This window comes from Oleispirillum naphthae (genome assembly GCA_027864655.1).
In the GTDB taxonomy this organism is placed as follows: Bacteria; Pseudomonadota; Alphaproteobacteria; order Rhodospirillales; family Rhodospirillaceae; genus Oleispirillum; species Oleispirillum naphthae.
In genome coordinates, this window is record JAQAZG010000002.1 from 87,576 (window position 1) to 112,668 (window position 25,093).

Below are 25,093 nucleotides of genomic sequence, written 5' to 3' on the forward strand. Positions count from 1 at the left end.
CCGGCATCGATAAAAAAGTGCATTCGGAGGAATGACCAAATGAATGAAGACGACAAGGAGCGAAAAGAGAGGTCTCTCGGCATATTGGAGGATATCAAGGTCCCGCTCTCGGGCTACATTGCGCTGATCTGCGCGATTTTGATTTTTTCCGGAATTTTCGCCAAGCAGCAGGGCTGGCTTTCCGTCATCGATTTCAACACCTTGAACGGCCATTACGGCGCCATCGCGGCGACCGGCAAGGCCACCTTCCGCGGCAGCGGCGGCAACGGCGCGCGCGACGGCTTCCTCTTCGCGATCAGCCTGGTGCCTGCAGTGATGCTGGCGCTCGGCATCGTCGAGGTGGTGGACCACCTGGGCGGCCTGCGCGCCGGGCAGAAGCTGCTCACGCCGATCCTGCGGCCGCTGATGGGCATTCCGGGCATCGCCGGCCTGGCCCTGGTGACCAGCTTGCAGAGCACCGATGCGGGCGCGGGCATGACCAAGATGCTGCGCGAGGAGGACTTCCTCACCGAGGACGAGAAGACGATCTTCTGCGCCTTCCAATTCTCCGCGGGCGGCACCATCACCAACTACCTTTCCAGCGGCGCGGCGCTGTTCGGATTCATGACCGTGCCGATCATCGTGCCTCTGGCGCTGATGTTCATCCTCAAGATTTTCGGCGCGAACCTGATGCGCATGTACCTGCGCCACGCGGTCAAGGAGGCCTGAGCCATGGAAAGCAAGAAAACCGTCGTCGATATCTTCGTGGACGGAGCGCGCAAGGGGTGGACCGTCGGCGTCGCCAATATCCTGCCCAACGTGCTGATGGCCTTCGTGCTGATCCAGATTCTCAAGGTCACCGGCGCGCTCGACCTTCTGGGCAAGGCGTTCGGCCCGGTGATGGCGGTGTTCGGCCTGCCGGGCGAGAGCATCGCGGTGCTGATGGGGGCGTGGCTGTCCATGGGCGGCGGCGTCGGCGTGGCCGCCTCGCTCTATGCGGGCAAGGTGCTGACGATGACCCATGTCACCATCCTGATCCCTGCGATCTTCCTCATGGGGTCGCAGATTCAGTACATGGGCCGTCTGCTCGGCACCGCGGGCGTGCAGACCCGGTTTTATCCGGTGCTGTTCGGGATTTGCGTCCTCAACGCGGGGATCGCCATGCTGGTGATGCGCTTCGTCGCCTGAGCCGTGGAAGGAAAGGTTCGAGATGTCACAGGAAAGCAGAGTCCGGGAGGTCTATGACGCCCTCCACGCGATGCCGGAGGTGGGCTTCACCGAGGTGAAGACCTCCGCCTATCTGGCGGATGCGCTGAAGAAGGCGGGTTACGCGGTGCAGACCGGCATCGGCGGCACCGGGGTGGTCGGCACGCTGGACAGCGGCAAGCCCGGCCCGGTGGTCGGCCTGCGGGCGGACATGGACGCCCTGCCCTTCGTCATCGACGGGCGGAAGGAATGCCGCCACGCCTGCGGGCACGACGCGCACTCCGCCATGCTGCTGACCGCGGCGGAGGCGCTGGCCAAGGCGCCGCCCGCGCGCGGCAGGCTCAAGATCGTCTTCCAGCCGGCGGAGGAGATTCTCACCGGCGCGCTGGCGATGATCGAGAGCGGCGCGGTGGCCGACGTGGAGATGCTGTTCGGCATCCATCTGCGGCCGATCCAGGAGGCGCGGCTCGGCCAGGCCACGCCCGCGCTCCGCCACGGGGCGAGCACCGTGGTGGAGACGGTGATCAAGGGCGTGCCCTCGCACGGGGCGCGGCCGCACCTGGGGGTCAACGCCATCGACGCCGCGGCGGCGGTGGTGGGCGCGGTCAACGCCATCCGCCTCAACCCCGCGCAGGCGTGGTCGGCCAAGACCACCAAGCTGCAGGCGGGCGGCGTGGCCACCAACCTCATCCCCGACCGCGCGGAGATGATCTTCGACCTGCGGGCGGAGACCAACGCGCTGATGGACGAACTGATGGCCAAGCTGCGCACCGCGGTTTCCCACGCCGCGGCGGCCAACGGCGCGGAGGCGGAGGTCTCGGTGCGGGGCGGCGTGCCCGCCGCCGAGTACGACCCGGCGATGGTGGACCTGTCGCGCGAAGCGATCCGCGCGGTGCTGGGCGATGCCGGGGTGCTCGGCGCCATCGTCACGCCGGGCAGCGAGGACTTCCACTTCTACGTCGGCAAGAACCCGAAGCTCCGCCCGGCCTACATCGGCCTGGGCAGCGACCTCGAACCCGGCCTGCATCATCCGGAGATGGACTTCGACAAGGCCGCCCTGCCCAAGGGCGTGGCGATCCTGCTGGAGGTGGCGAAGCGCGCCTTCGCCGCCTGAGGGCGCGGACACGGCAAGGAAAGGGGCGCTCCCGGGCGCCCCTTTTCGCATGGCGTCATCCGTCCCGACCCGGCAGCAGGCGGATTTCCCGGCCCCGGCGGACGATCGCGCCCTTCGCCGCGAGGGCGGCGAGGGTGCGGTAGAAGCTCTCGTGGGTGAGGCCGATCTCCGCCGCCACGTCCTTGAACGGGCGGTCGAACACGATGGTCTCCCGCTCCGGCTGCGAGAGCAGCGCCAGGTATTGCATCACCCGTTCGGCGGCTGAGCGCAGATTGCGGAGTTCCAACTGCGCGCGCAGGTCCTGGACCTGCCCGGCCAGCCTGGCCATGAAGGCCATGGCCGCCGCCGGGTCCGCCGCGAACGCCGCGAGCAGGGCGCGCTTGGGCAGCACGGTGACGCGGCAGGCGGTCTCGGCGACGGCGTCGCAGCGGTAGGTCGGAGAGAACAGGGCGGCTTCGGCGAAGGTTTCGCCGCGACGGGCGACGTGGAGGATGCAGGCCGCGCCTCCCGGCGCGTAGCGGACGAGGCGGATGCGCCCTTCCGCCAAGGCGAATACGCCGAACACCGGGGAGCCCTGGCGGAACAGCGTCTGCCCCGCCTTGAGGCGGCGTTGCCGCGCCGCGCCGCACGCCGCCGCGCACCAGGCATCTTCCCCAGGCGTCATTCTTCTTCTCCTCCGCGCAAACCGGCTGGAATATGATTCGTATCATATGGCCGATGCGCCCGGCGCGCTAAGACGGAGTCCGGTTCTGGTGCGGGGGACGACCCGCAAGCTGGGGGAGGGCGCCGCCATGTCCACCGAGAGCGCCGGGCAGCCGGTTTCCGCCCTGGTGCTGTTCGCCGCGTTTCTGCGTTTGGGGCTGACCGGCTTCGGCGGTCCGGCGATGGTTTCCTACATCCGCGAGATGAGCGTGCGGCGCAGGCGGTGGATTTCGCCGGAGGCGTTCGCCCAGGGGATTCCGCTGTGCCAGTCGATCCCCGGCGCCACCGCGATGCAGGTGGCGGCGTATGTGGGGTTGCGCGCCGGTGGGCCGTGGGGGGCGCTGGCCGCCTACGTGGGCTTCGGCCTGCCCGCCTTCGGGTTGATGGCCGCGCTGTCCGCGGCCTATCAGGCGGGGCAGTCCGTGGAGTGGGTGCTCGCCGGTTTCCGGGGGTTGCAGGTGATCGTCGTCGCCCTGGTCGCCAACGCCGCCCTGGAGTTCGGCCGCGCCTCCATCGCCTCCTGGCGGGACGCGGCCCTGGCGGCGGGCGCGGCGGGGGCGTTGCTCCTGCACGGCAACCCGATGGCGGTGATCGCCGCCACTGCGGCGCTCGGCGTCGTCCTCTACCGCGGCCAGGCCCTGCCCGCGGCGGCGCGCTTCGCCACGGCGGGCGACGGCGGCCGGGTGCTGCGCTTCGCCGCGGGGACGGCGGCGGCCGTGGTTTTGGCGCTGGCGGCGCTGTCCGTTCTCGACCGGCGGCTGTTCGACCTGGCTCTGTTGATGATGCGGGTGGACGTGTTCGCCTTCGGCGGCGGATTCGCCTCCGTGCCGCTGATGCTCGACGAGGTGGTGAATGTGCGGCATTGGCTCGACGGCCCGACGTTCATGGACGGCATCGCCCTGGGGCAGGTGACGCCGGGGCCGATCGTCATCACCGCCACCTTCGTCGGCTATCGCCTCGCCGGGTTGACGGGGGCGGTGGCCGCCACCATCGGCGTGTTTGCGCCGTCGTTCCTCATGGTGCTGTTGACGGTTCCCCATTTCGACCGGCTACAGGGCTCCGCCGCGTTCCGCCATGCGGTGCGCGGGGTTCTGGCGTCCTTCGTCGGGCTGCTGGTCTTCGTCACCCTGCACTTCGGCGCGGCGGTCGCGTGGTCCGCGCCCGCCGGGCTGATCGCGGCGGCGGCGCTCGCGGCGCTCCGCCTCAAGGCGGACGTGCTCTGGGTGGTGCTGGCCGGGGCCGCGGTGTCGATGGCGGTTTTCTAGGGTGCCGCTTCCAGGCGCTCAGGCGGTGAAGCGGGTCCACTCCGGGGTGCGGAAGACCGCCTCGGCCAGCGCCGCATAGGCCGCGGCGCGCGGGTGGTAGCCGTCGTTTTCCGCCGCTTCGCGCAGCCACGCCGGGCTTGCCGCGGTGAGGGCGTGGCCGGGGATGAAGGGAACGCCGCGGGCGGCGCAGATCTCCGCCTGCGCCTCCGCCAGGGCGCGGATGCGCGCCGCCTGCGCCGCCTCGGTGGAGGTGGGCGGCGAGACCACGAGGACCGGGCAGCCGAACTCCGCCGCCGCGGCCAGCATCTCCGCCAGGGCGGCGCGGGAGTCCGCGGGCGGCACGCGCGGGATGCCGTCTTCCAGCACCGTGTCGTTGAAGCCGATGGAGATCACCGCGCGCTTTTCGAAATCGCCCGCGAGGCGGATGCCGAGTTCGGCGCGGAAGCGGGCGAGCAGCTCGCGCGAGGTCTGGTGGCGGACGCCGAGGTTGTAGTACGTCGCCTCCGGCGTGCGCGCCGCGGTGAGGCGGGCGAGCCGCCCGCACCAGCCGAGCATCTCCGGGTCGCAGGCGCCGTTGACCAGGGAATCGCCGAAGAAGATCAGCCGCAGGTCGCGAGGGGGCATGGCGGGTCTCCGGAAGGGAAAAGGGGCGCCCGGAGGCGCCCCTTGCCGCTTGCGACGGGGATGGATCAGGCGCTCGCCTGTTCCGGGGCCTCGTCTTCGGGGGAAGGCGGAAGCGGGGTCGGCGGCACGAAGGCCTCGATCGCATCCTGCGACGGCGGCCAGGCGTGGCCGCGGTTCGAAAGATAGGTGGCGATCGCCTTGGCGGCGCGGCGGCCCGCACCCATGGCGAGGATCACCGTGGCGCCGCCGGTGACGATGTCGCCGCCCGCGAACACGCCGGGCATGGTGGTCGCCTGGGTCTTTTCGTCGGCGACGATGTAGCCCCACTTGTTGCGCTCCAGCGCCGGAGCGGTGCTCGCCACCACCGGGTTGGCGTTGGTGCCGAGCGCGTAGATCACCGTGTCGCAGTCGAGCTCGACGAAGTCGTTCACCGGGATCGGCGAACGGCGGCCGCGCTCGTCCGGTTCGCCGAGTTCCATGCGCTGCACCCGCATGCCGACGACGTTGCCGTCGGCGTCGGTCTTGATCTCCGTCGGCGAGTGCAGGAAGTAGAACTCGATGCCCTCTTCCTTGGCGTGGCGCAGTTCCTCCTTGCGCGCCGGGGCCTCGGCTTCGGAGCGGCGGTAGACGCAGCGCACCTTGGGCGCGCCCAGGCGCTTGGCGACGCGCAGGCAATCCATCGCGGTGTTGCCCGCGCCGATCACCACCACGCTCTCGCCGACGCTGACCGGGGTATCGACGATCGGGAAGATGTTGCCGCCCATCAGGTTGATGCGGGTGAGGAACTCGTTGGCCGAGTAGACGCGGCCCGCGTATTCCCCCGGAATGCCGAGGAAGGAAGGCGCGCCCGCGCCCGCGGCGATGAACACCGCGTCGTAGCCCATTTCTTCAAGCAACTGCGGCACGGTGAAGGTTTTGCCGATCACCTTGTTGGTGAGGAAGGCGACGCCCGAATCCTTGAGGCGCTGGATCTCGCGGTCGATGATGTCGCGCGGCAGGCGGAACGGCGGAATGCCGTATTGCAGCACGCCGCCGAGGACGTGCAGCGCCTCGTAGACCGTCACCTCCGCGCCGAAGCGGTTGAGGTCGGCCGCCGCGGCGAGGCCGCCGGGGCCGGAACCGACCACCGCCACCTTGCCGAGGATCTTCTCGAACTTCAGAGGCACCGCCTTGGGGGCGCGCGCGTGGTCGCCGATGAAGCGCTCGAGGCGGCCGATCGCCACCGGCTCCATGCGCTTGCCGAGGATGCAGTGCTGCTCGCACTGGCTTTCCTGCGGGCAGACGCGGCCGCAGATCGAGGGGAAGATGCTGGATTGGTAGATCACCTGGAGCGCGGCGTCGAGGTCGTGCACCAGCAGGTTGCGGACGAAGCCCTGGATATCCACGTTGACCGGGCAGCCCTCGACGCACAGCGGGTTCTTGCACTGTAGGCAGCGCTCCGCCTCGCGGAAGGCGTCTTCCGCCGAGTAGCCGAGGTTGACCTCGAGGAAGTTGGCGGCGCGCTCCACCGGGTCGCGCTCCGGCATCTTCACCTGGTGGGGCTCCACCTCGGTGATCTTCTTGTAGGTGCGCTTGCCCTCCTGGATCAGCAGCTGGTCGAGCTTGCAGACATGGTCGAACTGCTCGTTCGCCTCGCCCTCCTCCTTCTTGAAGCGCTTCTGCCGCAGCAGGAGTTCCTTGAAGTCCACGAGGTGGCCGTCGAAGTCCGGGCCATCGACGCAGGCGAACCGCACCACCCCGTCCACGGTGACGCGGCAGGAGCCGCACATGCCGGTGCCGTCCACCATGATGGTGTTCAGCGAGACGACGGTCTTGACGCCGTAGGGGCGCGTCGTCTCGACGCAGGCGTTCATCATCGGCAGCGGGCCGATCGCCACCACCATGTCGGGCTTCTCGCTCTCGATGATGTCCTTCAGCGCCGCATTGACGAAGCCCGCGCGGCCGTAGCTGCCGTCGTCGGTGCAGATCACCAGGTCGTCGCTGTATTTGGCGAAGCGGTCCTGCCAGAAGATCAGGTCCTTGTTGCGGAAGCCCATGATCCCGGTGGTGCGGTTGCCCGCCTGCTTCGCCGCGCGCAACTGCGGATAGATCGGCGCGACGCCCAGGCCGCCGCCGACGAACACCACGTGGCCCATCTTCTCCAGGTGCGAGGCCTGGCCGAGCGGTCCGACGAAATCGAGGAAGCTGTCGCCCGCGCCGTAGTGGTCGCGCATTTCCCGAGTCGTTTTGCCGAGCGCCTGGACGACCATGGTGATGGTGCCCCGGTCGCTGTCGAAATCGGCAATCGTCAGCGGGATGCGTTCGCCGCCTTCGTAGAGCCGCAGCATGACGAATTGCCCCGGCCGCGCCGCGTGTGCGATATCGGGAGCGAGCACTTCCCACAGAAACGTCACGTCGGAAAACCGCTCGCACCGTAAAATCTGGTACATCTTTGTTTCCTGCTGTTCGAAAGACCGTTAGCCTCAATGCCCCGGCGCGGGGCCGGCAGCGAAGGTTCTCCTCCCCCTTGCCCCCTCATGAGCTGCGACGAAAATACCCCTCTCCGGGGTGGTTTCACAACCCTTAACATTTTTCCCCTAGAACTATCGCGGGGAAGGGAAATAGCCGCCCCTTCCGGAGTGCCTATCCACCCCTAGGGGTGGGTGCGACTCGCAAAACCCGGCACACCGGAAAGCGGGGCGGCGGCGCGCCGCGGGCGTTGTCCGCGCGCGCCGCGGGTGGCATTCTGTGGCCGCCGTTTTCCACCTCTGAAGCGAGGCCCCGCCGATGCCGGTTTCCGTTCCCCCGACCCGCTCTTCCTCCGGCAGGCCGCGCGCCCGCGGCCTCGGCCTGCCCCTGCCGGGAACCCCGGGGCCGCTCAACGCCATCACCGACGTGCCCGGCGTGAGCGTCGGGCTGACCACGCTTTCCGACGATGCCGCGCCCGCCATCCGCACCGGCGTCACCGCGGTGCTGCCGCGCCCCGCGGGCGACCTGCTCTCCCCCGTGTGGGCGGGCGGCTTCACCATGAACGGCAACGGCGAGATGACCGGCACCCACTGGATCGGCGAGGCCGGATGGTTCGCCGGGCCGGTCACCCTCACCAACACCCTTTCCCTCGGCGTCGCGCACCACGCCACCGCCCGCTGGATGGTGGAACGCTTCCGTCCGCGCCTGGAGGAGAACAACCTCTGGCTGCTGCCGGTGGCGGCGGAAACCTTCGACGGCTGGCTCAACGACATCTACGGCCAGCACGTCGGCGAGGACCACGTTCTCGCGGCGATCGACCGCGCCGCGCCCGGCCCGGTGGCGGAGGGCTCGGTGGGCGGCGGCGCCGGAATGATCTGCTACGAGTTCAAGGGCGGCACCGGCACCGCCTCGCGCCGCGTGACCGTGGCGGGGCAGGAGGCCACCCTCGGCGTGCTGGTGCAGGCCAACCACGGCCTGCGCCCCTGGCTCACCGTGTGCGGCCGCGCCGTCGGCGAGGCCCTGCCGGGGGACCGGGTGTGGACCCGCGAACGCGGCTCGATCATCGTGCTGATCGCCACCGACGCGCCGCTTCTGCCGATCCAGCTGCAACGCCTGGCGCGCCGCGCCGCCATCGGCATCGGCCGCGGCGGCACCCCCTCGGGCAACAATTCCGGCGACATCTTCCTTGCCTTTTCCACCGCCAACAACCCCGGCCCGCTGCCGGAACCGCGCCGCCTGACCCTGGAAGCCATCGGCAACGGCCGCCTCGACCCGCTCTTCCTCGCCGTGGTGGAGGCGGTGGAGGAGGCGGTGCTCAACGCCATGCTCGCGGCGGAGCCCTGCACCGGCTACAAGGGCCGCTTCGTCCCCGCGCTCGACGGGGCGCGGCTGGCGGAGCTGGTGTGCGGGTAAAGCCAGGCCGGGCTCGGCCCGGACCCGCGAGGGGACTCGGTCCCCTCGGAAAGTTTTTGCCGTCTACCGTGTCGTCGGGGGCAGCGGCGGGATGCCCTTGCGGCTTTCGCGGTAGAGGATGACCAGGCCGCTGGTCACCACGATCGCCGCGCCGACGAACACGTGGAGCTGCGGGATGGTGTTCCAGAACACCACCCCGGCGATGGTGGTCCACAGCAGGCTGGTGTAGTTGAACGGGCTGATCACCGCGGCGGGCGCGAGGTTGAAGGCGCGGGTGAGGAAATACTGCCCGGCGCCGCCCGCCAGCCCCATGGCGATCATCAGCGCCCAGTCCCACCCCTGCGGCGCCTGCCAGACGAAGGGCAGCGGCAGCGCGGTGAGCAGGGTGGCGAAGACGGTGAAATAGAACACGATGGCGAGCGGGTGGTCGCGGCGGTTGAGTTGGCGGATGGTGATCTGCGCCAGGGCGCCGAACAGCGCCGCGCCGAGCGCCACCAGCACGCCGGGGGTGATCAGCCCCTTGCCCGGCTGGATGATGATCATCACCCCGGCGAAGCCCACCAGCACCGCGCTCCAGCGGAAGATGCCGACCCTCTCGCCGAGGAGCGGCACCGACAGCGCGGTGACCAGCAAAGGCGACATGAAGGAGATCGCCACCGCGTCGGCCAGCGGCATCAGGTGGTAGGAGAGAAAGCCGAGCAGAATCGCCGAGACCCCCAGCACCGCGCGCCAGACGTGGCCGGAGACGCGGTGCACCTGCAGAATCTCGCCCGGCGCGTGGTGGCGCAGCAGCATCCAGGTGGCGGGGATGAGGGCGAAGAAGTTGCGGAAGAAGGCGATCTCGTAGACCGAGTAGCGGTCGGACAGAATCTTCACGAAAATCCACAGAATGGAGAACAGCAGGGTCGAGGCGGCCATCATGGCGATGCCGACTTTGGTGCTGTTCTGGGCGGCGGGTAGCGGGGATGGGGACACGGAGGCGGGTTTCCTGGCGCGGCTGAGATTGGACAACGACGATAATATCGTCGTGCGTACAAATGTGCGCATGTTAAATTTGCGGTGGTGGCCCCTGCCGTTTAAGGGGCTTCGCCGGTGAAATCCATGACCAGGATTTCCTGGTCGAAGTGGCGGCCGCCGACCTTGAGAATCTTGCGCTCGATGCCGCTGAAGCCGAAACCCAGCCGCACATAGAAGGCACGGGCGCGCGGGTTGGTGACGGTGACCAGGCCGGTCAGCACGTCCACGTGCCGCCGCGCGTGCGCGATCACCGCGCGGATCAGGCGTTCCGCGGTTTCCTCGCCGCGTTCCGCCGGGTCCACATAGACGCCCCAGAGGGTGCCGCGGTGCCGCATCGTGCCGCTGGCGGCGCGGAACATGCCGGCGATGCCGACCATGCGCGCGCCGCGGAAGACGCCGAACATCGCATCGCCCGGCAGGCCGCCGCGGATGCGCTTCTCGAACAGGGGAAGCCCGGCGGCCTCCTCCTCGGCATAGGGCGCGCCGAAGTATTCCGGATGCTCGGCGATGCCGGCGAGGCGCAGGTCGCGGAAGGCCGGGGCGTCCGCCTCGGCGAGGACGCGGACGAGAAGGGGGGACTGGGTCATGGCCTCGGTATGTGCAGGCCCGCCGCGGCGTGCGGCGGTTCTCGGAAGAATTCCACATACGCCCGCTCCCACGGCGCGTCAATGCGCCGGATGCGCCTTTTGCGTGGGATGGGTCACGCTTTCGGCGCACCGGCGCACCGGCGCGCCGTGGCGCACGATAGGTTCACCGCGCTTCCTGCGGCGGCGGACTCCGACTATCCTGGCGTTGCCGGGCAGGGGCGGACACTCCCCCAGGGCCGATGGCGCGGTGCGCCGCAACGAGAGGAGTTTGCGATTCATGCTCAGGTTTTGCAGAGGGGTTCTGATTTTCGGCGCGTTGGCGTTCGGGTTTTCCGGTTCCGGCCAGGCGCAGACTCTCAACGGCCTCGGCAGCGCGCTCGGCTCCAGCCTCAAGGGCATGCTGCCGGACGTCTCTTCGGCCAACGCCTCCAACACCGGCGGCCTCCTCAGCTACTGCGTGCAGAACAGCTACCTCAAGGGTTCCACCGCAAAATCGCTGCTGAGCCGCCTCACCGGCAGCGGCGACGTCGGCACCGCCTCGTCCTCCTACGTTTCCGGGACCAAGGGCATTCTCGAAACCGGCAACGGCGACACCTTCTCCCTCAGCACCTTGAAGGACAAGGCCAAGACCAGGCTCTGCGACGCCATTCTGGAACACGCGAAGTCGTTCTGAGCTTTTCCGCAGGCCGGCCTCCGGCGATACGCGCCATTTGACACCGGCCTGCGCATTGCCTAGCTTCGCTTTCCCCCGCCGCGCGGATGCGGCGGGGCATTTCGACGTTTCAGGAAACCAGAACCATGTCCGACCTCGTTGCCGCCGCGCTCGCCTCCAACGCCTGGCCGTTCCAGGAAGCCAAGGCTCTGTTGGAGAAACGGCTGGCCAAACGCGGCAAAGGCAACGAAGGCGGAGAGAAGGGCTATGTGCTGTTCGAGACCGGCTACGGCCCCTCGGGCCTGCCGCACATCGGCACCTTCGGCGAGGTGGTGCGCACCACCATGGTGCGCAACGCGTTGCATATCATCGCGCCCGGGGTGAAGACGCGGCTCTTCGCCTTCTCCGACGACATGGACGGCCTGCGCAAGGTGCCGGACAACATTCCCGACAAGGAGATGGTGCGCGCCCACCTCGGCAAGCCGCTCACCCGCATTCCGGACCCCTTCGGCACCCACGAGAGCTTCGGCCACCACAACAACGCGCGGCTCTGCGCCTTCCTCGATTCCTTCGGCTTCGAGTACGAGTTCCAGTCCTCCACCGAGTGGTACGCCTCGGGCCGCTTCGACGCGACGCTGCTCGCCGTCCTCGCCCGCCACGACGAGGTCAAGGCGGTGGTGCTGCCGACCCTCGGGGAAGAGCGCCGCGCCACCTACAGCCCGTTCCTGCCGATCTGCCCGGAGACCGGCGTCGTCCTCCAGGCGCCGGTGGTGGAAACCGACGCCAAGGCCGGGACCATCGTCTACAAGCGCGACGACGGCAAACTGGTGGAAACCCCGGTTACCGGCGGCGCGGTCAAATTGCAGTGGAAGGCCGACTGGGCGATGCGCTGGGCCGCCCTCGGCGTGGATTACGAGATGTCGGGCAAGGACCTCATCGATTCGGTCAAGCTCGCCTCCCGCATCGTGCGCATCCTCGGCGGCGAGCAGCCGCAGAACCTCACCTACGAACTCTTCCTCGACGACAAGGGGGAGAAGATCTCCAAGTCGCGCGGCAACGGCCTCGCGGTGGAGGAGTGGCTGAAGTACGCCCCGCCGGAGAGCCTGTCGCTGTTCATGTACCAGAAGCCCAAGGCCGCGAAGCGCCTCTACTTCGACGTCATCCCGCGCGCCGTGGACGAATACCAGAGTTTCGTCTCCGCCTTTCCGCGGCAGAGCGAGGCGGAACGCCTCGCCAACCCGGCCTGGCACATCCATAACGGCCGCCCGCCCGCCGAGGCCGAGGGCGTCGCCTTCTCCATGCTCTTGAACCTCGTCTCGGTGTGCCACTCCGACGATCCGGCGGTGATCTGGCAATATCTCAGCCGCTACGTGCCGGGCGCGGATGCCAAGGCGATGCCCTTCCTCGACTCCCTGGTGCGCTGCGCCATCGCCTACTACCGCGACTTCGTGCTGCCGAAGAAGGCCTTCCGCAAACCCAATGCGGAGGAGACCGCGGCGCTCAAGCACCTGCGCGAGGAAATCGCCAAGCAGCCCGCCAATGCCACGCCGGAAGACCTCCAGACCGTGGTCTACGAAGTCGGCAAGACGCATGCCTGCTTCGCCGACCTCAAGGCATGGTTCCAGGCGCTCTACCAGATGCTGCTCGGCCAGGATACCGGCCCGCGCATGGGCTCCTTCTTCGCCCTCTACGGCCTCGCCGAAAGCATCGCCCTGCTGGACAAGGCGATCGCGGGCGAAGAGCTGGGGTGAAAATCAGGCCAGGGCTCCGCCCTGGACCCGCGAGGGGACTCGGTCCCCTCGATCCCATGAGTTTGGTTTTGCGCGAAGCGGCCATCAACCGTCACGCCGCGCGATGGCTCCATCGCGCGGCACGCAAAAACTTGGTTATGGGGGGGTGGGGGGACCGAGTCCCCCCGCAAAGCTTTGGTGTTCCCTACCGCGAGCACTCGGAGCGGGCGAATTCCCAATACAGCGCGCGGGCGCGTTCGTAGACCGGGCCCTTGGCGAAGTCCACCTCGTCGATGCGGCGGCACCAGCCGACCTTCTGGTAGTTGCCGGAGGCGAACACCTCGTCGGCGGATTTGACGTCCTGCACCGAGAGGGGGACTTCCTCCACCGTCATGCCGTCGTCGCGCAGAAGCTGGATCACCCGCTGCCGGGTGATGCCGTTCAAGAACGTGCCGTTGGTTGCAGGCGTGAACACCAACCCGCCCTTGGCGCAGAAGAGGTTGGTGAACGAGAACTCCGCGACCATGCCGTCGGGGTCGAGGCTGACGCCGATGTCGAAACCCTTTTGCAGCGCTTCGCGGTAGCCGCGCGCCACGTTGGGGTAGAGGCAGGCCGCCTTCGCCCCGGTGGGGGCCATGTCCGCCGCCGGGCGGCGGAAGCTGCTGACCATGGCGGCGAAGCCGGTGGGTTCCGGCACCGGCGAGATGGTGACGGTGAGGGCGAACTGCGTCGTCGCCGGGTCGGGGATGACGAAGCCGCCGTCGGCGTAGAACAGCGGGCAGATATAGAGGTGCGCCTTCGCCGGGAAGCGGGAGATGCCGTCCCACGCCAGTTCGGTGATCTCCGGCCCGGTGAGCACCGGGTCCAGGCCCATCACCCGTGCCGAGCGCACGACGCGTTCGCAGTGCAGGGCGAGGTCCGGCGCGCAGCCGCCGACCGCCCGCGCGCCGTCGAACACCGCGGACCCGAGCCAGACCGAGTGTGCGTGCGGTCCCAGGAGCGGCGGGTTGCCGACGAACCACGCGCCGCGGGAATACGTCAGGGTATCCATGCCGTCTTGTTCCTCGCGCCAAGGGTTTTTTTTGTTTTGATTTGTCGGCGTCAGGATATCCCGCAAAACCGCGGATTGTCCACGCCCTGACCGACAAAAAACCGCCACCATCGCAGATGGTGGCGGGTGCCGGTGTCGCGGCGGGCCTTCTGCCCGCCGACTTTTTCTCTCGAACGCGGTTCAAACGTCGTTATCGAGCATCGCGGCATAGACGCGGCAGGCGGCGGCGGGTTCGATCTGTCCCGCCCTGGCGCCCGCCTCCAGCATCGCGGGGGTCGGCTGAACGGAAACCACGGTCAACCCCGCGCCTCCCAGGGCTTCGATCAGGGCGAGGGACAGGTTGAAGGCGTTCGAGCGTCCGAAGGGTGCGTTGTGGATGGTGACCATGGTTGTCTCTCCCAAGCTATCGTTCTTGTTTGTGTGTGTGTTCGTCCGTCTTGGCCTTTCAGGAGCAACCGCCGTGCCATTTGCGCGCGGTGCGTGCGCTTGGGTAATAACCCCTGCGTTTGCTTGGTTTTTTTGTGCGCCCCCGGAAACCCTGTGGGTTTGCGCGGTTGCGGCGCGGCTGCCGCATTCCCGTAATGCAAAGCGAAATCGTCATGGTTGTGAAAATCGCCGCGGCTTGAGAGGGCGCGCGAAAGCGGGTAGTGTCGCGCCCATGATGGAACGCGATTGGATCTTCAGGCTCTGCACCGAGGCCGAGTGGGCCGGCTTCCGCATCGGCGGCGTCTATGCCGGGGGCGAGGCCGACCGCCGCGACGGCTTCATCCACTTCTCCACCGCCGCGCAGATCGCCGCCACCGCCGCGCGCCACTATGCCGCCGGGGGCGTGCTCGTCCTCCTCGCGGTGGCCGCCGCGCCCCTGGGCGAGGCGTTGAAGTGGGAGGAAAGCCGTGGCGGCGCGCTCTTCCCGCACCTCTATGCGCCGCTGCCGCTTGCCGCGGTGCGCGCGGTGCGCACCCTGCCGGACCGCGATTTCGGCTTTCTCGACGCGGCGGATCAACCCACGGAGGCGGACGGATGGACCTTTATCCCCTGATCAAGCCGCTGGTGATGCGTTTCGACCCGGAGTGCGGCCACGCCTTCGCCATCCGCGCGCTGCGTCTCGGCCTGGTGCCGCCGCAGCCGCGCATCGCCGAGCCGGTGCTGGCCACCCGCGTCTTCGGTCTCGACTTTCCCAACCCGGTGGGCCTCGCCGCCGGGTTCGACAAGGACGCGGCGGTCGCCGACGCGATGCTCGCCCAGGGCTTCGGATACGTCGAGGTCGGCTCGGTGACGCCCAGGCCGCAGCCCGGCAATCCCAAGCCGCGCCTCTTCCGCCTGGTGCCGGACCGCGCGGTGATCAACCGCATGGGCTTCAACAATCAAGGCATGGAGGCGATGGCCGCCCGCCTCGCGGCGCGCCGCCGCCGCGGCATCGTCGGCGTCAACCTCGGCAAGAACAAGGACACCGAGCGCGCCGTGGACGACTACGTGGCCGGGGCGCGGCGCCTTGCGCCCTATGCCGATTATCTCGCGGTCAACGTCTCCTCGCCCAATACGCCGGGCCTGCGCGCCCTGCAATCGCGCGAACCGCTGGTGGAGATCCTCGCGGGGGTGCGCGCGGTGCTGGACGGCATCGCCGCGGCGGGAGGCCGCCGCCCGCCGCTGCTTTTAAAGATCGCCCCCGACCTCACGCCGGAGGACCTGGCCGACATCGCCGCCGTGGCGCTGGGCGACGGCATGGACCTGGCGGAAGGGGAAACCGGGGTGGACGGCCTCATCGTCACCAACACCACCTGGGCGCGCGACGGCCTGAAGAGCCCGCTGCGCAGCGAACAGGGCGGCCTTTCCGGAGCGCCGCTGATGGAGCCTTCCACCAGCGTGCTCGCCGCGATGTACCGCCTCACCCAGGGCCTGCTGCCGCTCGTCGGCGTCGGCGGCATCTCCACCGGGGCGGACGCCTACGCCAAGATCCGCGCCGGGGCCTCCCTGGTGCAACTCTACACCGCCATGGTCTTCGACGGACCGGCGGTGGGGGCCAAGGTGGCGCGCGAACTCGCCGAATGCCTCAAGGCCGACGGCTTCGCCCACGTCGCCGACGCGGTCGGTGCGGACCGGCCCGCGGTGCGGGGCAGCGCGCCGTGACTTCAGGCTTCCCGCTTCTCTCCGGCGTCTCCGCCCTGATCTGCCGCTACGACGTCTTCGTTCTCGACCTGTGGGGGGTGCTGCACGACGGCGTCACCGCCTATGACGGCGCGCTGGATGCGCTCACCCGCCTCAAGGCGGCGGGCAAGCGCACCGTGCTGCTCTCCAACGCGCCGCGCCGCGCCGATGCGCTGGTCGCCGCGATGGCGGAAATGGGCCTGCCGCGCGACGCCTACGACGCCATCCACTCCTCCGGCGAGGCGACGCGGCAGCGCCTCGAACGCCGCAGCGGACCCGCCTTCGCATCCCTCGGGCAGCGTCTCTACTTCATCGGCCAGGACAAGGACCGCGACGTCTTCGCCGGGCTGCCGGTGACCGAAACCGCAGACCCGGCAAAGGCGGACTTCGTCCTCGTCTGCGGCCCGCGCGACTTCGCACACCCGCTCGCCGCCTACGAGGCGGAGATCGCCCGCCTCGCCGCAACCCGCCCGCCGATGATCTGCGCCAACCCCGACCGCGGCGTCATCCGCGCCGGGCGGAACGTCGTCTGCGCAGGCAACATCGCCGACCTCTACGCCGCGCGGGGCGGCGCCGTCGCCTTCGTCGGCAAACCCGACGCCGCGGTCTACGACGAGGCGCTCGCCCTTCTCGGCAACCCGGAGAAAAGCCGCGTCGCGGGCATCGGCGACGGACTCGCCACCGATATCCCGGGCTGCCGCGCCGCGGGCATCGACGCGGTGCTCTGCACCGGCGGCGTCAACGCCGCCGCACTCGCCACCGCCCACGGCGAGATGCCGGACCCCGCCGCCGCCCACGCCCTCGCCGCCGCCGCCGGAGAAACCCCGGTGGCCGCCATCCCGGCGTTCGTCTGGGGCTGAGTTCAAAGAAAAAACTTTGCGGGGGGACCGAGTCCCCCCGCAAAGTTTTGGTTCTCTTCACTCCGCCGCGGAGAGGCTTCGCCGTTGCGGTTTGCCGAGACTGATCAACTCGGCAATTTCCCCGGCGCCGACGTTCGCCAGTTCCTTCGGCTCCATTTTGTGCAGTCCTCCGCCATACACCCTTCCTTCATCGAGCATCTCTTCGAGTCGCACGGTTTGCAGGAATTGCCAGACCTTGTGGAGCAGTTCCGGTCGTTCGTCGATGGCGCTCTGAAGCGAGGGCTTGGGATAGAGCATCAAATAGACATTGGCGGCGATTGCTTTCGAGTGGTTCAGAATCATTTGGAACGGTGCCTTACCGTTTTTTCCGCCGCTCCGGCCCATGTAGGTGCAGAGGATCGGCGCCGGGGGACGATTTTCCTGGCGGTACCAGGGTGAGCGGTGGGCACAGAGGTAGCGATTGGAGACGCGAGGGATGCCACTGGAGAGGTAGGCCCATAGTGCGGGGTGTCTTGCCGCGACCTCTTCGGGGGGGAGGCGGCAATCGAGGAGGAACAGGGGTTTCTCGATCTTGGGGGTGCCATCGGTTTCGGCCGGAATTTCCGAGTCTTTGAGGTATCGCGGGCTCGGCAGGATCGGGCGCAGAAATTGCGCTGGAATGCCGCGTGCGGATGCCTGCTCCGCAGTCAGCAGGAAGAATTTGTTGTCGCCAGTGGCGATGCCGCGATGGATTTTGAAAAAATCGCCGATTCTGGCCCCGGAGCGCTGTATGCGGACGCCGGAAACGGGGTAGTGCGTCCATTTGGGTTCGTCCGCTAGGTCGGTGTCTGCGATCATTTTGCGGACCCGGGCATCTGCAAGCGTTCCACCGAAGGTGAACTCAACGTGGTGTGTCGGCGGCGGTGGCGCGTTGCGGAACCAGATGACGGATGAAGACACCAGCGCATCGTTGAATTGGGCGTCATGCGGCTCGAAGCGGTGAATGCGCAGTAGGGTAACCTTGCCCAGAAGATATTTTTTTACGGCCCGTCCATAGTTCACGTCCATGAATTCGGATGGGACCAGCCATGCGGCGATGCCGTTTTCAGCCATCCATGCATGCGATAGGGCGAGAAAATAGGTGTAAAGACCGGCGAGACCGGCCACGCGCACGCCGAAGGTGTGTTCCGAGGCGTCTTGAAGACTTATTTTTTTCTCTTTCGTCATGTGGTGGTGCCGCACGTAGGGCGGGTTGCAGATGACAAGATTGGCGCGCTCGCCCGGTTCTTGTGTGGTGAAGTCCCCCATGCGGTAGTCCAGGCCGGTGCCGCGCCATAGTTCGATGGCGGGTGAGCCATAGTGCGCGTCGACTTCGTATCCGACGGCTTTGGCGATGCGCGCGTGGCTGGCGGTCGCCAGCAGCGCCGAAAAAAATGCACCCGTTCCGATAGCCGGGTCGAGGAAGCGAATGGTTTCGTCAGGCGGGAGAAGGCCCAGGGAGGCGGAGAGAATCTCGCGGGCCAGGGCGGTCGGCGTGGCGAATTGTCCGAGTTTGTTCCGCTCGACTTGGCTCTTTTGGGCGTCGAGTTCCGCTTGGAGGACTAATCGTTGCGCCTCGAGCTTCCCGTGGTCCATCAGATGGCGAACTTTTTCATGTCGTCGATGCGGTGTTCCCAAACCCAGTCTATTCCCTCCGCCGCCTCGTAGCCAAGGTATCCGCTGTCGAAGTAGCCGCACAGGAACAAGCTGAAGCTGACGGAGGGGCCGTGTGTGTTGCGCAATTGAGTCATTTTTACGGCCTCTTCCTTGCGGCGCTTATTCACGTTCGTGAAGTCACCGGCCGACTTCGCCTCGAAGAAAACAGGCAACTGACCCGCCCGCGCGTTTTTCGGCAGGATGACGGCATCGACGGGGATATTGACCTGTCTGCCACCTTCCAGCGTAACTGGAACGTTCATGCGGAACGAGAAGGTGCCGGGAGCCATACCGTTGAATTTGGTGCCGTTATCGGCGGTCCGGTAACCACGTGCTTGCAACCATGCCGAGATGGCGGCCAACTGACGTTTCTCCTGCGCGTTGCGAATAATCGGGTTTGCCATAGCGCCGCAAAGGCGGTCGGCGACAATGGTGGCCGCGCGGTAAACTTCCGCTTCGGCCGGTTCGGCACCTCGGTCCAGCCAAACGAAAATATCCGGGTCGGCCATGCGCCGGATGGTGGTGCAGATTTTTTGTAGGTCTCCCTCCAGGATGGCGGGATCCATGCGGGACGGAATCCTGCCCTCTTCCATGCGCCCGACGAGGTTTTTGCTCGCACCGGACAGACCGACCAAGCGGTCAACGGCTATCGGCGGGCATGTCGCCATGCGTAAGGTCGAGAGCACCTTGGGGTGATCTTTTAAGGTGGCCGGTTCGATGCGGCGCAGGTTGTCGGTAAATTTCAGGGCCGCCTCGACTTCTGCTGTCGTTTTCATTCGCGTCTCGCGGAATGCCTGAGGCGCAAACTGCATGAACCAGTCGTTATACATATCGACCGATTGGGCGATGTCGGTTTTCCAGAGGTGCGGCTTGTCGAGATTGACGGGCATGTGTCCCTCTACGCGGGGAAAACAAGTTTAGGGGAGGTGCGGGGAGGAGACCGAGGCCCCTCGCAAAGTTTTGGTTGTTTCACTCCGCCGCGGCGTCGGGGGCGGGGGATTTGCGCATCAGGCGGAACAGCACCGGGGTGGCCGACAGCACCATGATGATGCGCCCCAGGTGGTGGGTGGTGACGAACAGCGGGTCGATGCCGAGCGCGATGGCGACGAGGCTCATTTCGGTGATGCCGCCGGGCGAGTAGGCGAGGATGAGGGCGGCGAAGCTCGCCCCCGCCATCGGCCCGAGCGCCCAGGCGAAGGCCGCGCCGATGCCGAGCATGAGGAAGGTGGAGCCCAGCGAGACCATTACGGCGCGCAGGAACACTGCGGGCGCGGTGCCGAGGAAGCGGCAGCCGATGCCGCAGCCGATCACCACCTGGGCGGCGTGGACGAGGAAGTCCGGCGGGCGGGCGTCGGTCCATCCGGCGAGGTGGGCGGCGGCGGAGAGGATCATCGGGCCGACCAGCACCCCGGCGGGCAGTTTGAGGCGGATGCCGCCCCACGCCCCGGCGACGGCGCAGGCGGCCATGATCGCCCAGGCGGCGGCGTCGGGGATGGCGGTGACCCGCGCCGCGGCGCGCGCCGCGGCGGTGTCCGCGCCGCCGAAATACTGGAAGGAGAGCGGCAGCACGTAGACCACGGTGAGGATGCGCATGCCGTGGATCAGCGCGATCGCCGCCTCGTCGCCGCCGCGCGCGCCGCCCATGATCATCATCTCGTTGAGGCCGCCGGGGCAGGCGGAGAAGAAGCGGGTGGGGTGGTTGAAGCGGGTGACGAAGCGGAAGTAGGCGGCCACCGCCAGGGTGATGACGATGACGTAGGGCAGCATCGCGGCGAGCGACACCGACCAGCGCCCGGCGCGGGAGAGGATGTCGGCGGGGAAGGTGGAGCCGAGCAGCACCCCGACGACGGAGAACATCACCGGCGCGATGCGCTGCGGGATGCGCACCGGCACGCGGCAGAGCGCCGCGGCGGTGGTGGCGGCGATCGCCCCGAGCATCCAGGCGAGCGGCATGTGCAGAAGGTCGAAGGCCCACCCCCCGGCGGCGCCGACGGCGACGGTGCCGCCCCAGGCCGGGGCGCCGCGCAGGAGAATGCGCAAGGCGCGCGCCGTCGGCTCCGGTTCGCCGCTCATGGGGTGAACTGCTCCTTGAGGATGCGTTCTTCCAGGTGGTGTTCGCGGTCGAACAGCATGCGCAGCTTGGCGATCGGGTCCTCGTGCACGGTGACCGCGGCGATGTCGCGCACTTCGGTGTAGTCGGCCACCGCGCTCACCGGGCGCTTGCCGGTTTCCATCACCTCGAAGGAGACCCGCGAGGAGTGCGGCAGGATCGCGCCGCGCCAGCGCCGCGGGCGGAAGGCGCTGATCGGGGTGAGCGCCAGCACGTTGGCCCCCATCGGCAGGATCGGCCCGTGGGCGGAGAGGTTGTAGGCGGTGCTGCCCGCCGGGGTGCACACCAGCACGCCGTCGCAGACCAGCTCGTCGAGGCGGACCATGTCGTCGATGCGGATGCGCAGGCGCGCCGCCTGGCGGGTTTCGCGCAGGAGAGAGACCTCGTTGATCGCCAGCGCGCGCACCGTCTGGCCGGTCACCGTGACCGCCTCCATGCGCAACGGCGTGAGGCTGACCATCACCGCGCGGGCGATGCGCTCCGGCAGCTCGTTTTCCTCGAAGTCGTTGAGCAGAAAGCCGACGGTGCCGCGGTTCATGCCGTAGATCGGCGCCGGGTGGTCGATGAAGCGGTGCAGGCATTCCAGCATGAAGCCGTCGCCGCCGAGCGCGACGATGACGTTGGCGTCGGAGAGCGCCGTCGCGCCGTAGCGGTCGGCGAGGCGTTGGCGGGCGAACTGGGCGCTCGGCGTTTCGGCGGCCACGAACGCCATGCGCGGCGAGGCGACGGGCAGGGACATGGGCGAATGCGATCCGGATCGTCTGTGGGGCCGGGCGGAAGCGTGGGGGCGCGTTCCGACGGTTCGCCCCTGTCATAGCACGAACCGGCCGCCGCACCCAACATCTTGTCATGGGGACAATCGGATTTGCCGCTGCGGCGCGGCGGCGCTGCGGCTATGATGGGGCGAGCGGAAAGAACGGAAAGGGGAAGCGGCATGGCCTCGGATGCGGCGAAACTGGCGGAGGCGGCGGTGGTGCGGATGTGCCACGACCTGGCCGGACCGGCCTCCGCCCTGGTCAACGGCGCCGACCTTCTACAGGCCGAGGGCGGCGGCGGCTTTGCGGCGGAGGCGCTGGGCCTGCTGCGGGCGAGCGCGCGGGCGCTCGCCGCGCGGCTGGAGCTTTTCCGCGCCGTCTTCGGCGCGCCGACCGCCCATGCGGTGAAATCCGCCGCGGCGGCGCGCGCCGTGGCGGCGGCCTATTTCGCCCAGCTCGGCGACCGGGCGCGGGTGTTCACCCTGGCGGCGTTTCCCGAGGAAGAGGCGGACCCGGAGACCCTGCGCCGCGCCCTGCTGCTGGCGCTGATCGGCGCCGATGCGCTGCCCTTCGGCGGCGAGGTGGCGGTGACGGCGGAAGCGGGCGGCCTGCGCCTGCGCGCCGCGGGCCGCCGCGCCGGGTTTTCCGCCGCGGCGGAGGCCGGGCTCGCCGCGGCGGAGACCGCCGACCCGCGCGCCGCCGCCGCCGCCCTTCTTGCGGCGCGCGCCGCCGCCGCCGGGTGCGCCGCGCGCCCCTGGCAGGAGGCCGACGTCTGCGGCCTCGACATTCTTCCCGGCGGGGTGGGAAAACTCTAACTGCGACAATAGTCTTTTCATTAAGGCCCCGTAACGGCATACTGTGCGCCTGGGGCTTGAGGCAAAGCCGGAGCCGTTGACGGCATCGCATCCGGGCCGGAAGGTCCGGCATACCCGCCGTTCGTGCGGGGTTCACCGGGGGTGTGGAGAGGACGATATGGACGATCTGTTGAGCGAGTTTCTGACCGAAACGTCGGAGAGTCTGGCGACGCTCGATGTCGAGCTGGTCAATCTCGAACGCAATCCGAACGATAACGGCATCCTTTCCAACATTTTCCGGTTGGTGCACACGATCAAGGGGACCTGCGGCTTTCTCGGCCTGCCGCGGCTGGAAACCCTGGCGCACGCGGGCGAGAACGTGCTCGGCAAGTTCCGCGGCGGCGAACTCACCGTGTCGCCGAATTCGGTGACGCTGATCCTGCATTCGATCGACCGCATCAAGGAAATCCTCGCCTACATCGAGGCCAACGAGACCGAGCCCGACGGCAACGACAGGGATCTGATCGACCAGCTCAACCTCGTCGCCGCGGGGCAGGAGGCGTCCGCTCCCGCCGCCGCGCCGCCCGCCGCCGCGCCCGCGGCTTCCGGCGGCCCGGTGCTGAGCGCCGAGGGCTTCCCCGTCGCCGCCGACCTGCTCGCCGAGGTGGAGGCCGCCCAGGCCGCCGGCGCGAAGGCCGCGTCGGAGGCCCAGATCGCCGCCGAGATGGCCGCCGAGCGCGCCGCCGAGAGCCCGGCCGCCGCGCCGGAACCGCCGCCGCCGCCGCCCGCCCCGGTGACCGCGCCGCCCGCCCCGATCGTCCAGGGCGCCGCCGCCGAGCCGAAGGAAAGCGCCGTCGCCGCGCAGTCGATCCGCGTCAATGTGGATCTCTTGGAAAACCTGATGACCCTGGTTTCCGAACTGGTGCTCACCCGCAACCAGCTTTTGCAGATGGTGCGCGGCCGCGACGATTCCGAATTCGCCGCGCCGTTGCAGCGCCTCTCCCACATCACCACCGACCTTCAGGAAGGGGTGATGAAGACCCGCATGCAGCCGATCGGCAACGCCTGGGCCAAGCTGCCGCGCATCGTCCGCGACCTCGCGCTCGAAACCAGGAAGAAGATCGACCTCCAGATGTACGGCGCGGAGACCGAACTCGACCGCCAGGTGCTGGAGCTGATCAAGGACCCGCTCACCCACATGGTGCGCAACTCCGCCGACCACGGCCTCGAAATGCCCGCCGACCGCATGGCCGCGGGCAAGCCGGAAACCGGCGTGATCTCGCTCAACGCCTACCACGAGGGCGGCCACATCATCATCGAGATCGCCGACGACGGCCGCGGCCTCAACGTTTCGCGCATCCGCCAGAAGGTGGTGGAGAGCGGGCTCGCCTCCGAGGCCGAACTCGACGGCATGAACGACCAGCAGGTCAGCCAGTTCATCTTCCGCGCCGGGTTCTCCACCGCGGAGAAGGTGACCTCGGTGTCCGGCCGCGGCGTCGGCATGGACGTGGTGCGCACCAACATCGAGAAGATCGGCGGCACCATCGAGCTCAAGACCGCGCAGGGCCGCGGCACCACCTTCGTCATCAAGATCCCGCTCACCCTGGCCATCGTCTCCGCGCTGATCGTCGAGTGCGCCACCGAGCGCTTCGCCATTCCGCAGATTTCGGTGGTCGAGCTGGTGCGCGTCACCCCCAATTCCGAGCACCAGATCGAAAACATCAACGCCGCGCCGGTGCTGCGCCTGCGCGACCGCCTGCTGCCGCTGGTCAACCTCTCCGATCTCCTGCGCCTCGGCAGCAACTCCGAAGGCGAGGCGGAGGCCGACGAGGAGACCTTCATCGTCGTTTCCCAGGTCGGCACCTACACCTTCGGCATCATCGTCGATCGGGTGTTCGACACCGAGGAAATCGTCGTCAAGCCGGTGGCCCCGATCCTGCGCCACATCTCGATGTTCTCGGGCAACACCATCCTCGGCGACGGCAGCGTGATCATGATCCTCGATCCCAACGGCATCGCCTCCGCCACCGGCGAGGTCGCCATGGGCGCCGATCACGCCAAGGAGGAGGCCGCCCGCGCCGCCGCCGCCGCCACCTCGGAAGACCGCATCTCGCTCTTGATCTTCCGCTCCGGAGCGGAGGATCTGAAGGCGGTGCCGCTGGCGCTCGTCGCCCGCCTCGAGGAGATCGAGATCGGCACCATCGAATACACCCACGGCGTGCCGGTGGTGCAGTACCGCGGCCAGCTGATGCCGCTGATCGGCGCGACCGACGACTTCCGCATCACCGAGGAGGGCCGCCAGCCGGTGCTGGTGTTCACCGACCGCGACCGCTCCATGGGCCTCCTCGTCGAGGAGATCGTCGATATCGTCGAGGACCGCCTGAAGATGGAGTTGCAGGTGGAGCAGCCGGGGATCATCGGCACCGCGGTGATCAACGGCAAGGCCACCGAGGTGATCGACACCGGCTATTACCTCACCAAGGCGTTCGGCGACTGGTTCGGCCGCGAGGACTCCAAGGCCTTCACCGACGAGGGGCCGCGCGGCGGCTGGCGGGTGCTGTTCGTCGATGACAGCGCCTTCTTCCGCAATCTCCTGACGCCGCTGCTCTCGGTCAACGGCTACACCGTCACCCCGGTGGAGGACGCGGAAAAGGCGCTGGCGCTGCGCGACAGGGGCGAGATGTTCGACGCCATCATCTCCGACATCGAGATGCCGGGCATGGACGGCTTCGCCTTCGCCCGCGCGGTGCGCGGCGACGCGCGTTGGCGCGCCACGCCGATGATCGCGCTGTCCTCCCACGCCTCGACCAAGGACTTCGAACTCGGGCGCGAAGTCGGCTTCGACGACTACGTGGTGAAGTTCGACCGCGAGGCGGTGATGCAGGTGTTGAAGGGCCTGGTCGGCAAGACCTCGGCGGTGAGCGAGGCGTGATCCATCGCCCCCGGGCGGGCGGCGGCGCGGTTTCC

At 68.3% G+C, this 25,093-nt stretch carries 23 protein-coding genes; 12 read left to right on the forward strand and 11 right to left on the reverse strand.

The annotated features are described in order from the left end of the window. The first annotated feature begins 39 nt into the window (after positions 1-39). From O7R11_RS02620 to O7R11_RS02630, 3 genes are read left to right on the forward strand one after another with little or no spacing between them, the layout of a single operon-like run. Complete coding sequence (locus O7R11_RS02620; RefSeq protein ID WP_337995928.1) at positions 40-708, forward strand: nucleoside recognition domain-containing protein; 669 nt, start codon at positions 40-42, stop codon at positions 706-708. A gap of 3 nt (positions 709-711) precedes the next feature. Continuing rightward, positions 712-1,167: a YjiG family protein gene (locus tag O7R11_RS02625; protein WP_337995929.1), complete on the forward strand. Its 456-nt coding sequence runs from the start codon at positions 712-714 to the stop codon at positions 1,165-1,167. 22 nt (positions 1,168-1,189) lie between these two features. Beyond that, positions 1,190-2,299: an amidohydrolase gene (locus O7R11_RS02630; protein ID WP_337995930.1), complete on the forward strand. Its 1,110-nt coding sequence runs from the start codon at positions 1,190-1,192 to the stop codon at positions 2,297-2,299. Between the two features lie 55 nt (positions 2,300-2,354). Here the strand turns inward: O7R11_RS02630 and O7R11_RS02635 are convergent, their stop codons facing one another. Further along, the gene (locus tag O7R11_RS02635; protein ID WP_337995931.1) at positions 2,355-2,963 is read right to left on the reverse strand and encodes a Crp/Fnr family transcriptional regulator; all 609 of its coding nucleotides are present in this window, start codon (positions 2,961-2,963) and stop codon (positions 2,355-2,357) included. Positions 2,964-3,090: 127 nt separating this feature from the next. Between O7R11_RS02635 and chrA the strand changes: the two genes are divergently transcribed. Then, a complete protein-coding gene (chrA, locus tag O7R11_RS02640; protein WP_337995932.1) occupies positions 3,091-4,266 on the forward strand; it encodes a chromate efflux transporter in 1,176 nt (391 codons plus the stop codon). Between the two features lie 18 nt (positions 4,267-4,284). Here the strand turns inward: chrA and O7R11_RS02645 are convergent, their stop codons facing one another. Both O7R11_RS02645 and gltA read right to left on the reverse strand, forming a co-directional pair. Further along, the gene (locus O7R11_RS02645) at positions 4,285-4,890 is read right to left on the reverse strand and encodes a GDSL-type esterase/lipase family protein (protein WP_337995933.1); all 606 of its coding nucleotides are present in this window, start codon (positions 4,888-4,890) and stop codon (positions 4,285-4,287) included. 65 nt (positions 4,891-4,955) lie between these two features. After that, the gene (gene gltA, locus O7R11_RS02650; RefSeq protein ID WP_337995934.1) at positions 4,956-7,319 is read right to left on the reverse strand and encodes an NADPH-dependent glutamate synthase; all 2,364 of its coding nucleotides are present in this window, start codon (positions 7,317-7,319) and stop codon (positions 4,956-4,958) included. A gap of 337 nt (positions 7,320-7,656) precedes the next feature. On the opposite strand from gltA, the gene O7R11_RS02655 reads away from it, so the two are divergent. Then, positions 7,657-8,751 carry a DmpA family aminopeptidase gene (locus tag O7R11_RS02655; protein ID WP_337995935.1) on the forward strand — a complete coding sequence of 365 codons (1,095 nt, stop codon included), beginning with the start codon at positions 7,657-7,659 and terminating at the stop codon, positions 8,749-8,751. Between the two features lie 63 nt (positions 8,752-8,814). Here O7R11_RS02655 and O7R11_RS02660 read toward each other — a convergent pair whose 3' ends face one another. Together O7R11_RS02660 and O7R11_RS02665 are read right to left on the reverse strand one after the other, a co-directional pair. Beyond that, a complete protein-coding gene (locus O7R11_RS02660; RefSeq protein ID WP_337995936.1) occupies positions 8,815-9,726 on the reverse strand; it encodes a DMT family transporter in 912 nt (303 codons plus the stop codon). Positions 9,727-9,827: 101 nt separating this feature from the next. After that, positions 9,828-10,355, reverse strand: coding sequence for a GNAT family N-acetyltransferase (locus tag O7R11_RS02665; RefSeq protein ID WP_337995937.1), 528 nt, complete (start codon positions 10,353-10,355; stop codon positions 9,828-9,830). A 277-nt stretch (positions 10,356-10,632) separates the two neighbouring features. Between O7R11_RS02665 and O7R11_RS02670 the strand changes: the two genes are divergently transcribed. Continuing rightward, positions 10,633-11,028, forward strand: a complete 396-nt coding sequence (locus tag O7R11_RS02670) for a DUF2501 domain-containing protein (protein WP_337995938.1) — start codon at positions 10,633-10,635, stop codon at positions 11,026-11,028. 125 nt (positions 11,029-11,153) lie between these two features. Next, the gene (locus O7R11_RS02675; protein ID WP_337995939.1) at positions 11,154-12,758 is read left to right on the forward strand and encodes a lysine--tRNA ligase; all 1,605 of its coding nucleotides are present in this window, start codon (positions 11,154-11,156) and stop codon (positions 12,756-12,758) included. Positions 12,759-12,942: 184 nt separating this feature from the next. Here O7R11_RS02675 and O7R11_RS02680 read toward each other — a convergent pair whose 3' ends face one another. After that, positions 12,943-13,788 (reverse strand): branched-chain amino acid aminotransferase, encoded by an 846-nt coding sequence (locus O7R11_RS02680; protein WP_337995940.1) that lies wholly within the window; start codon positions 13,786-13,788, stop codon positions 12,943-12,945. 180 nt (positions 13,789-13,968) lie between these two features. After that, positions 13,969-14,175 carry a hypothetical protein gene (locus tag O7R11_RS02685; protein ID WP_337995941.1) on the reverse strand — a complete coding sequence of 69 codons (207 nt, stop codon included), beginning with the start codon at positions 14,173-14,175 and terminating at the stop codon, positions 13,969-13,971. Between the two features lie 271 nt (positions 14,176-14,446). Here O7R11_RS02685 and O7R11_RS02690 point away from each other — a divergent pair, with 271 nt between their 5' ends. The 3 genes from O7R11_RS02690 to O7R11_RS02700 are packed head-to-tail and all read left to right on the forward strand — an operon-like array spanning position 14,447 to position 16,793. Next, positions 14,447-14,827 (forward strand): DUF952 domain-containing protein, encoded by a 381-nt coding sequence (locus O7R11_RS02690; protein WP_420792967.1) that lies wholly within the window; start codon positions 14,447-14,449, stop codon positions 14,825-14,827. Continuing rightward, positions 14,809-15,915 (forward strand): quinone-dependent dihydroorotate dehydrogenase, encoded by a 1,107-nt coding sequence (locus O7R11_RS02695; RefSeq protein ID WP_337995942.1) that lies wholly within the window; start codon positions 14,809-14,811, stop codon positions 15,913-15,915. Before O7R11_RS02690 ends, O7R11_RS02695 begins: the two co-directional genes overlap by 19 nt. Next, positions 15,912-16,793 carry a TIGR01459 family HAD-type hydrolase gene (locus O7R11_RS02700; protein ID WP_337995943.1) on the forward strand — a complete coding sequence of 294 codons (882 nt, stop codon included), beginning with the start codon at positions 15,912-15,914 and terminating at the stop codon, positions 16,791-16,793. Before O7R11_RS02695 ends, O7R11_RS02700 begins: the two co-directional genes overlap by 4 nt. Before the next feature lie 57 nt (positions 16,794-16,850). Here the strand turns inward: O7R11_RS02700 and O7R11_RS02705 are convergent, their stop codons facing one another. From O7R11_RS02705 to O7R11_RS02720, 4 genes are all read right to left on the reverse strand, one after another. Then, positions 16,851-18,407: an Eco57I restriction-modification methylase domain-containing protein gene (locus O7R11_RS02705; protein WP_337995944.1), complete on the reverse strand. Its 1,557-nt coding sequence runs from the start codon at positions 18,405-18,407 to the stop codon at positions 16,851-16,853. Next, positions 18,407-19,357 carry a XamI family restriction endonuclease gene (locus O7R11_RS02710; protein ID WP_337995945.1) on the reverse strand — a complete coding sequence of 317 codons (951 nt, stop codon included), beginning with the start codon at positions 19,355-19,357 and terminating at the stop codon, positions 18,407-18,409. Before O7R11_RS02710 ends, O7R11_RS02705 begins: the two co-directional genes overlap by 1 nt. Positions 19,358-19,436: 79 nt before the next feature. Then, a complete protein-coding gene (locus O7R11_RS02715; protein WP_337995946.1) occupies positions 19,437-20,540 on the reverse strand; it encodes an AbrB family transcriptional regulator in 1,104 nt (367 codons plus the stop codon). Further along, positions 20,537-21,316: an NAD kinase gene (locus O7R11_RS02720; protein ID WP_337995947.1), complete on the reverse strand. Its 780-nt coding sequence runs from the start codon at positions 21,314-21,316 to the stop codon at positions 20,537-20,539. Before O7R11_RS02720 ends, O7R11_RS02715 begins: the two co-directional genes overlap by 4 nt. A 195-nt stretch (positions 21,317-21,511) precedes the next feature. On the opposite strand from O7R11_RS02720, the gene O7R11_RS02725 reads away from it, so the two are divergent. Both O7R11_RS02725 and O7R11_RS02730 read left to right on the forward strand, forming a co-directional pair. Further along, positions 21,512-22,147, forward strand: coding sequence for a histidine phosphotransferase family protein (locus tag O7R11_RS02725; protein WP_337995948.1), 636 nt, complete (start codon positions 21,512-21,514; stop codon positions 22,145-22,147). A 157-nt stretch (positions 22,148-22,304) separates the two neighbouring features. Then, positions 22,305-25,058, forward strand: coding sequence for a hybrid sensor histidine kinase/response regulator (locus tag O7R11_RS02730; RefSeq protein ID WP_337995949.1), 2,754 nt, complete (start codon positions 22,305-22,307; stop codon positions 25,056-25,058). Positions 25,059-25,093: the final 35 nt, after the last annotated feature.

What these genes read in the sequence shown, in the direction of transcription:
- O7R11_RS02620 (WP_337995928.1), top strand. Translation starts at nt 40, where the DNA reads ATGAATGAAGACGACAAGGAGCGAAAAGAGAGGTCTCTCGGCATATTG.
- O7R11_RS02625 (WP_337995929.1), top strand. Translation starts at nt 712, where the DNA reads ATGGAAAGCAAGAAAACCGTCGTCGATATCTTCGTGGACGGAGCGCGC.
- O7R11_RS02630 (WP_337995930.1), top strand. Translation starts at nt 1,190, where the DNA reads ATGTCACAGGAAAGCAGAGTCCGGGAGGTCTATGACGCCCTCCACGCG.
- O7R11_RS02635 (WP_337995931.1), bottom strand. Translation starts at nt 2,963, where the DNA reads ATGACGCCTGGGGAAGATGCCTGGTGCGCGGCGGCGTGCGGCGCGGCG.
- chrA (WP_337995932.1), top strand. Translation starts at nt 3,091, where the DNA reads ATGTCCACCGAGAGCGCCGGGCAGCCGGTTTCCGCCCTGGTGCTGTTC.
- O7R11_RS02645 (WP_337995933.1), bottom strand. Translation starts at nt 4,890, where the DNA reads ATGCCCCCTCGCGACCTGCGGCTGATCTTCTTCGGCGATTCCCTGGTC.
- gltA (WP_337995934.1), bottom strand. Translation starts at nt 7,319, where the DNA reads ATGTACCAGATTTTACGGTGCGAGCGGTTTTCCGACGTGACGTTTCTG.
- O7R11_RS02655 (WP_337995935.1), top strand. Translation starts at nt 7,657, where the DNA reads ATGCCGGTTTCCGTTCCCCCGACCCGCTCTTCCTCCGGCAGGCCGCGC.
- O7R11_RS02665 (WP_337995937.1), bottom strand. Translation starts at nt 10,355, where the DNA reads ATGACCCAGTCCCCCCTTCTCGTCCGCGTCCTCGCCGAGGCGGACGCC.
- O7R11_RS02670 (WP_337995938.1), top strand. Translation starts at nt 10,633, where the DNA reads ATGCTCAGGTTTTGCAGAGGGGTTCTGATTTTCGGCGCGTTGGCGTTC.
- O7R11_RS02675 (WP_337995939.1), top strand. Translation starts at nt 11,154, where the DNA reads ATGTCCGACCTCGTTGCCGCCGCGCTCGCCTCCAACGCCTGGCCGTTC.
- O7R11_RS02680 (WP_337995940.1), bottom strand. Translation starts at nt 13,788, where the DNA reads ATGGATACCCTGACGTATTCCCGCGGCGCGTGGTTCGTCGGCAACCCG.
- O7R11_RS02685 (WP_337995941.1), bottom strand. Translation starts at nt 14,175, where the DNA reads ATGGTCACCATCCACAACGCACCCTTCGGACGCTCGAACGCCTTCAAC.
- O7R11_RS02690 (WP_420792967.1), top strand. Translation starts at nt 14,447, where the DNA reads ATGATGGAACGCGATTGGATCTTCAGGCTCTGCACCGAGGCCGAGTGG.
- O7R11_RS02695 (WP_337995942.1), top strand. Translation starts at nt 14,809, where the DNA reads ATGGACCTTTATCCCCTGATCAAGCCGCTGGTGATGCGTTTCGACCCG.
- O7R11_RS02705 (WP_337995944.1), bottom strand. Translation starts at nt 18,407, where the DNA reads ATGGACCACGGGAAGCTCGAGGCGCAACGATTAGTCCTCCAAGCGGAA.
- O7R11_RS02710 (WP_337995945.1), bottom strand. Translation starts at nt 19,357, where the DNA reads ATGCCCGTCAATCTCGACAAGCCGCACCTCTGGAAAACCGACATCGCC.
- O7R11_RS02715 (WP_337995946.1), bottom strand. Translation starts at nt 20,540, where the DNA reads ATGAGCGGCGAACCGGAGCCGACGGCGCGCGCCTTGCGCATTCTCCTG.
- O7R11_RS02720 (WP_337995947.1), bottom strand. Translation starts at nt 21,316, where the DNA reads ATGTCCCTGCCCGTCGCCTCGCCGCGCATGGCGTTCGTGGCCGCCGAA.
- O7R11_RS02725 (WP_337995948.1), top strand. Translation starts at nt 21,512, where the DNA reads ATGGCCTCGGATGCGGCGAAACTGGCGGAGGCGGCGGTGGTGCGGATG.
- O7R11_RS02730 (WP_337995949.1), top strand. Translation starts at nt 22,305, where the DNA reads ATGGACGATCTGTTGAGCGAGTTTCTGACCGAAACGTCGGAGAGTCTG.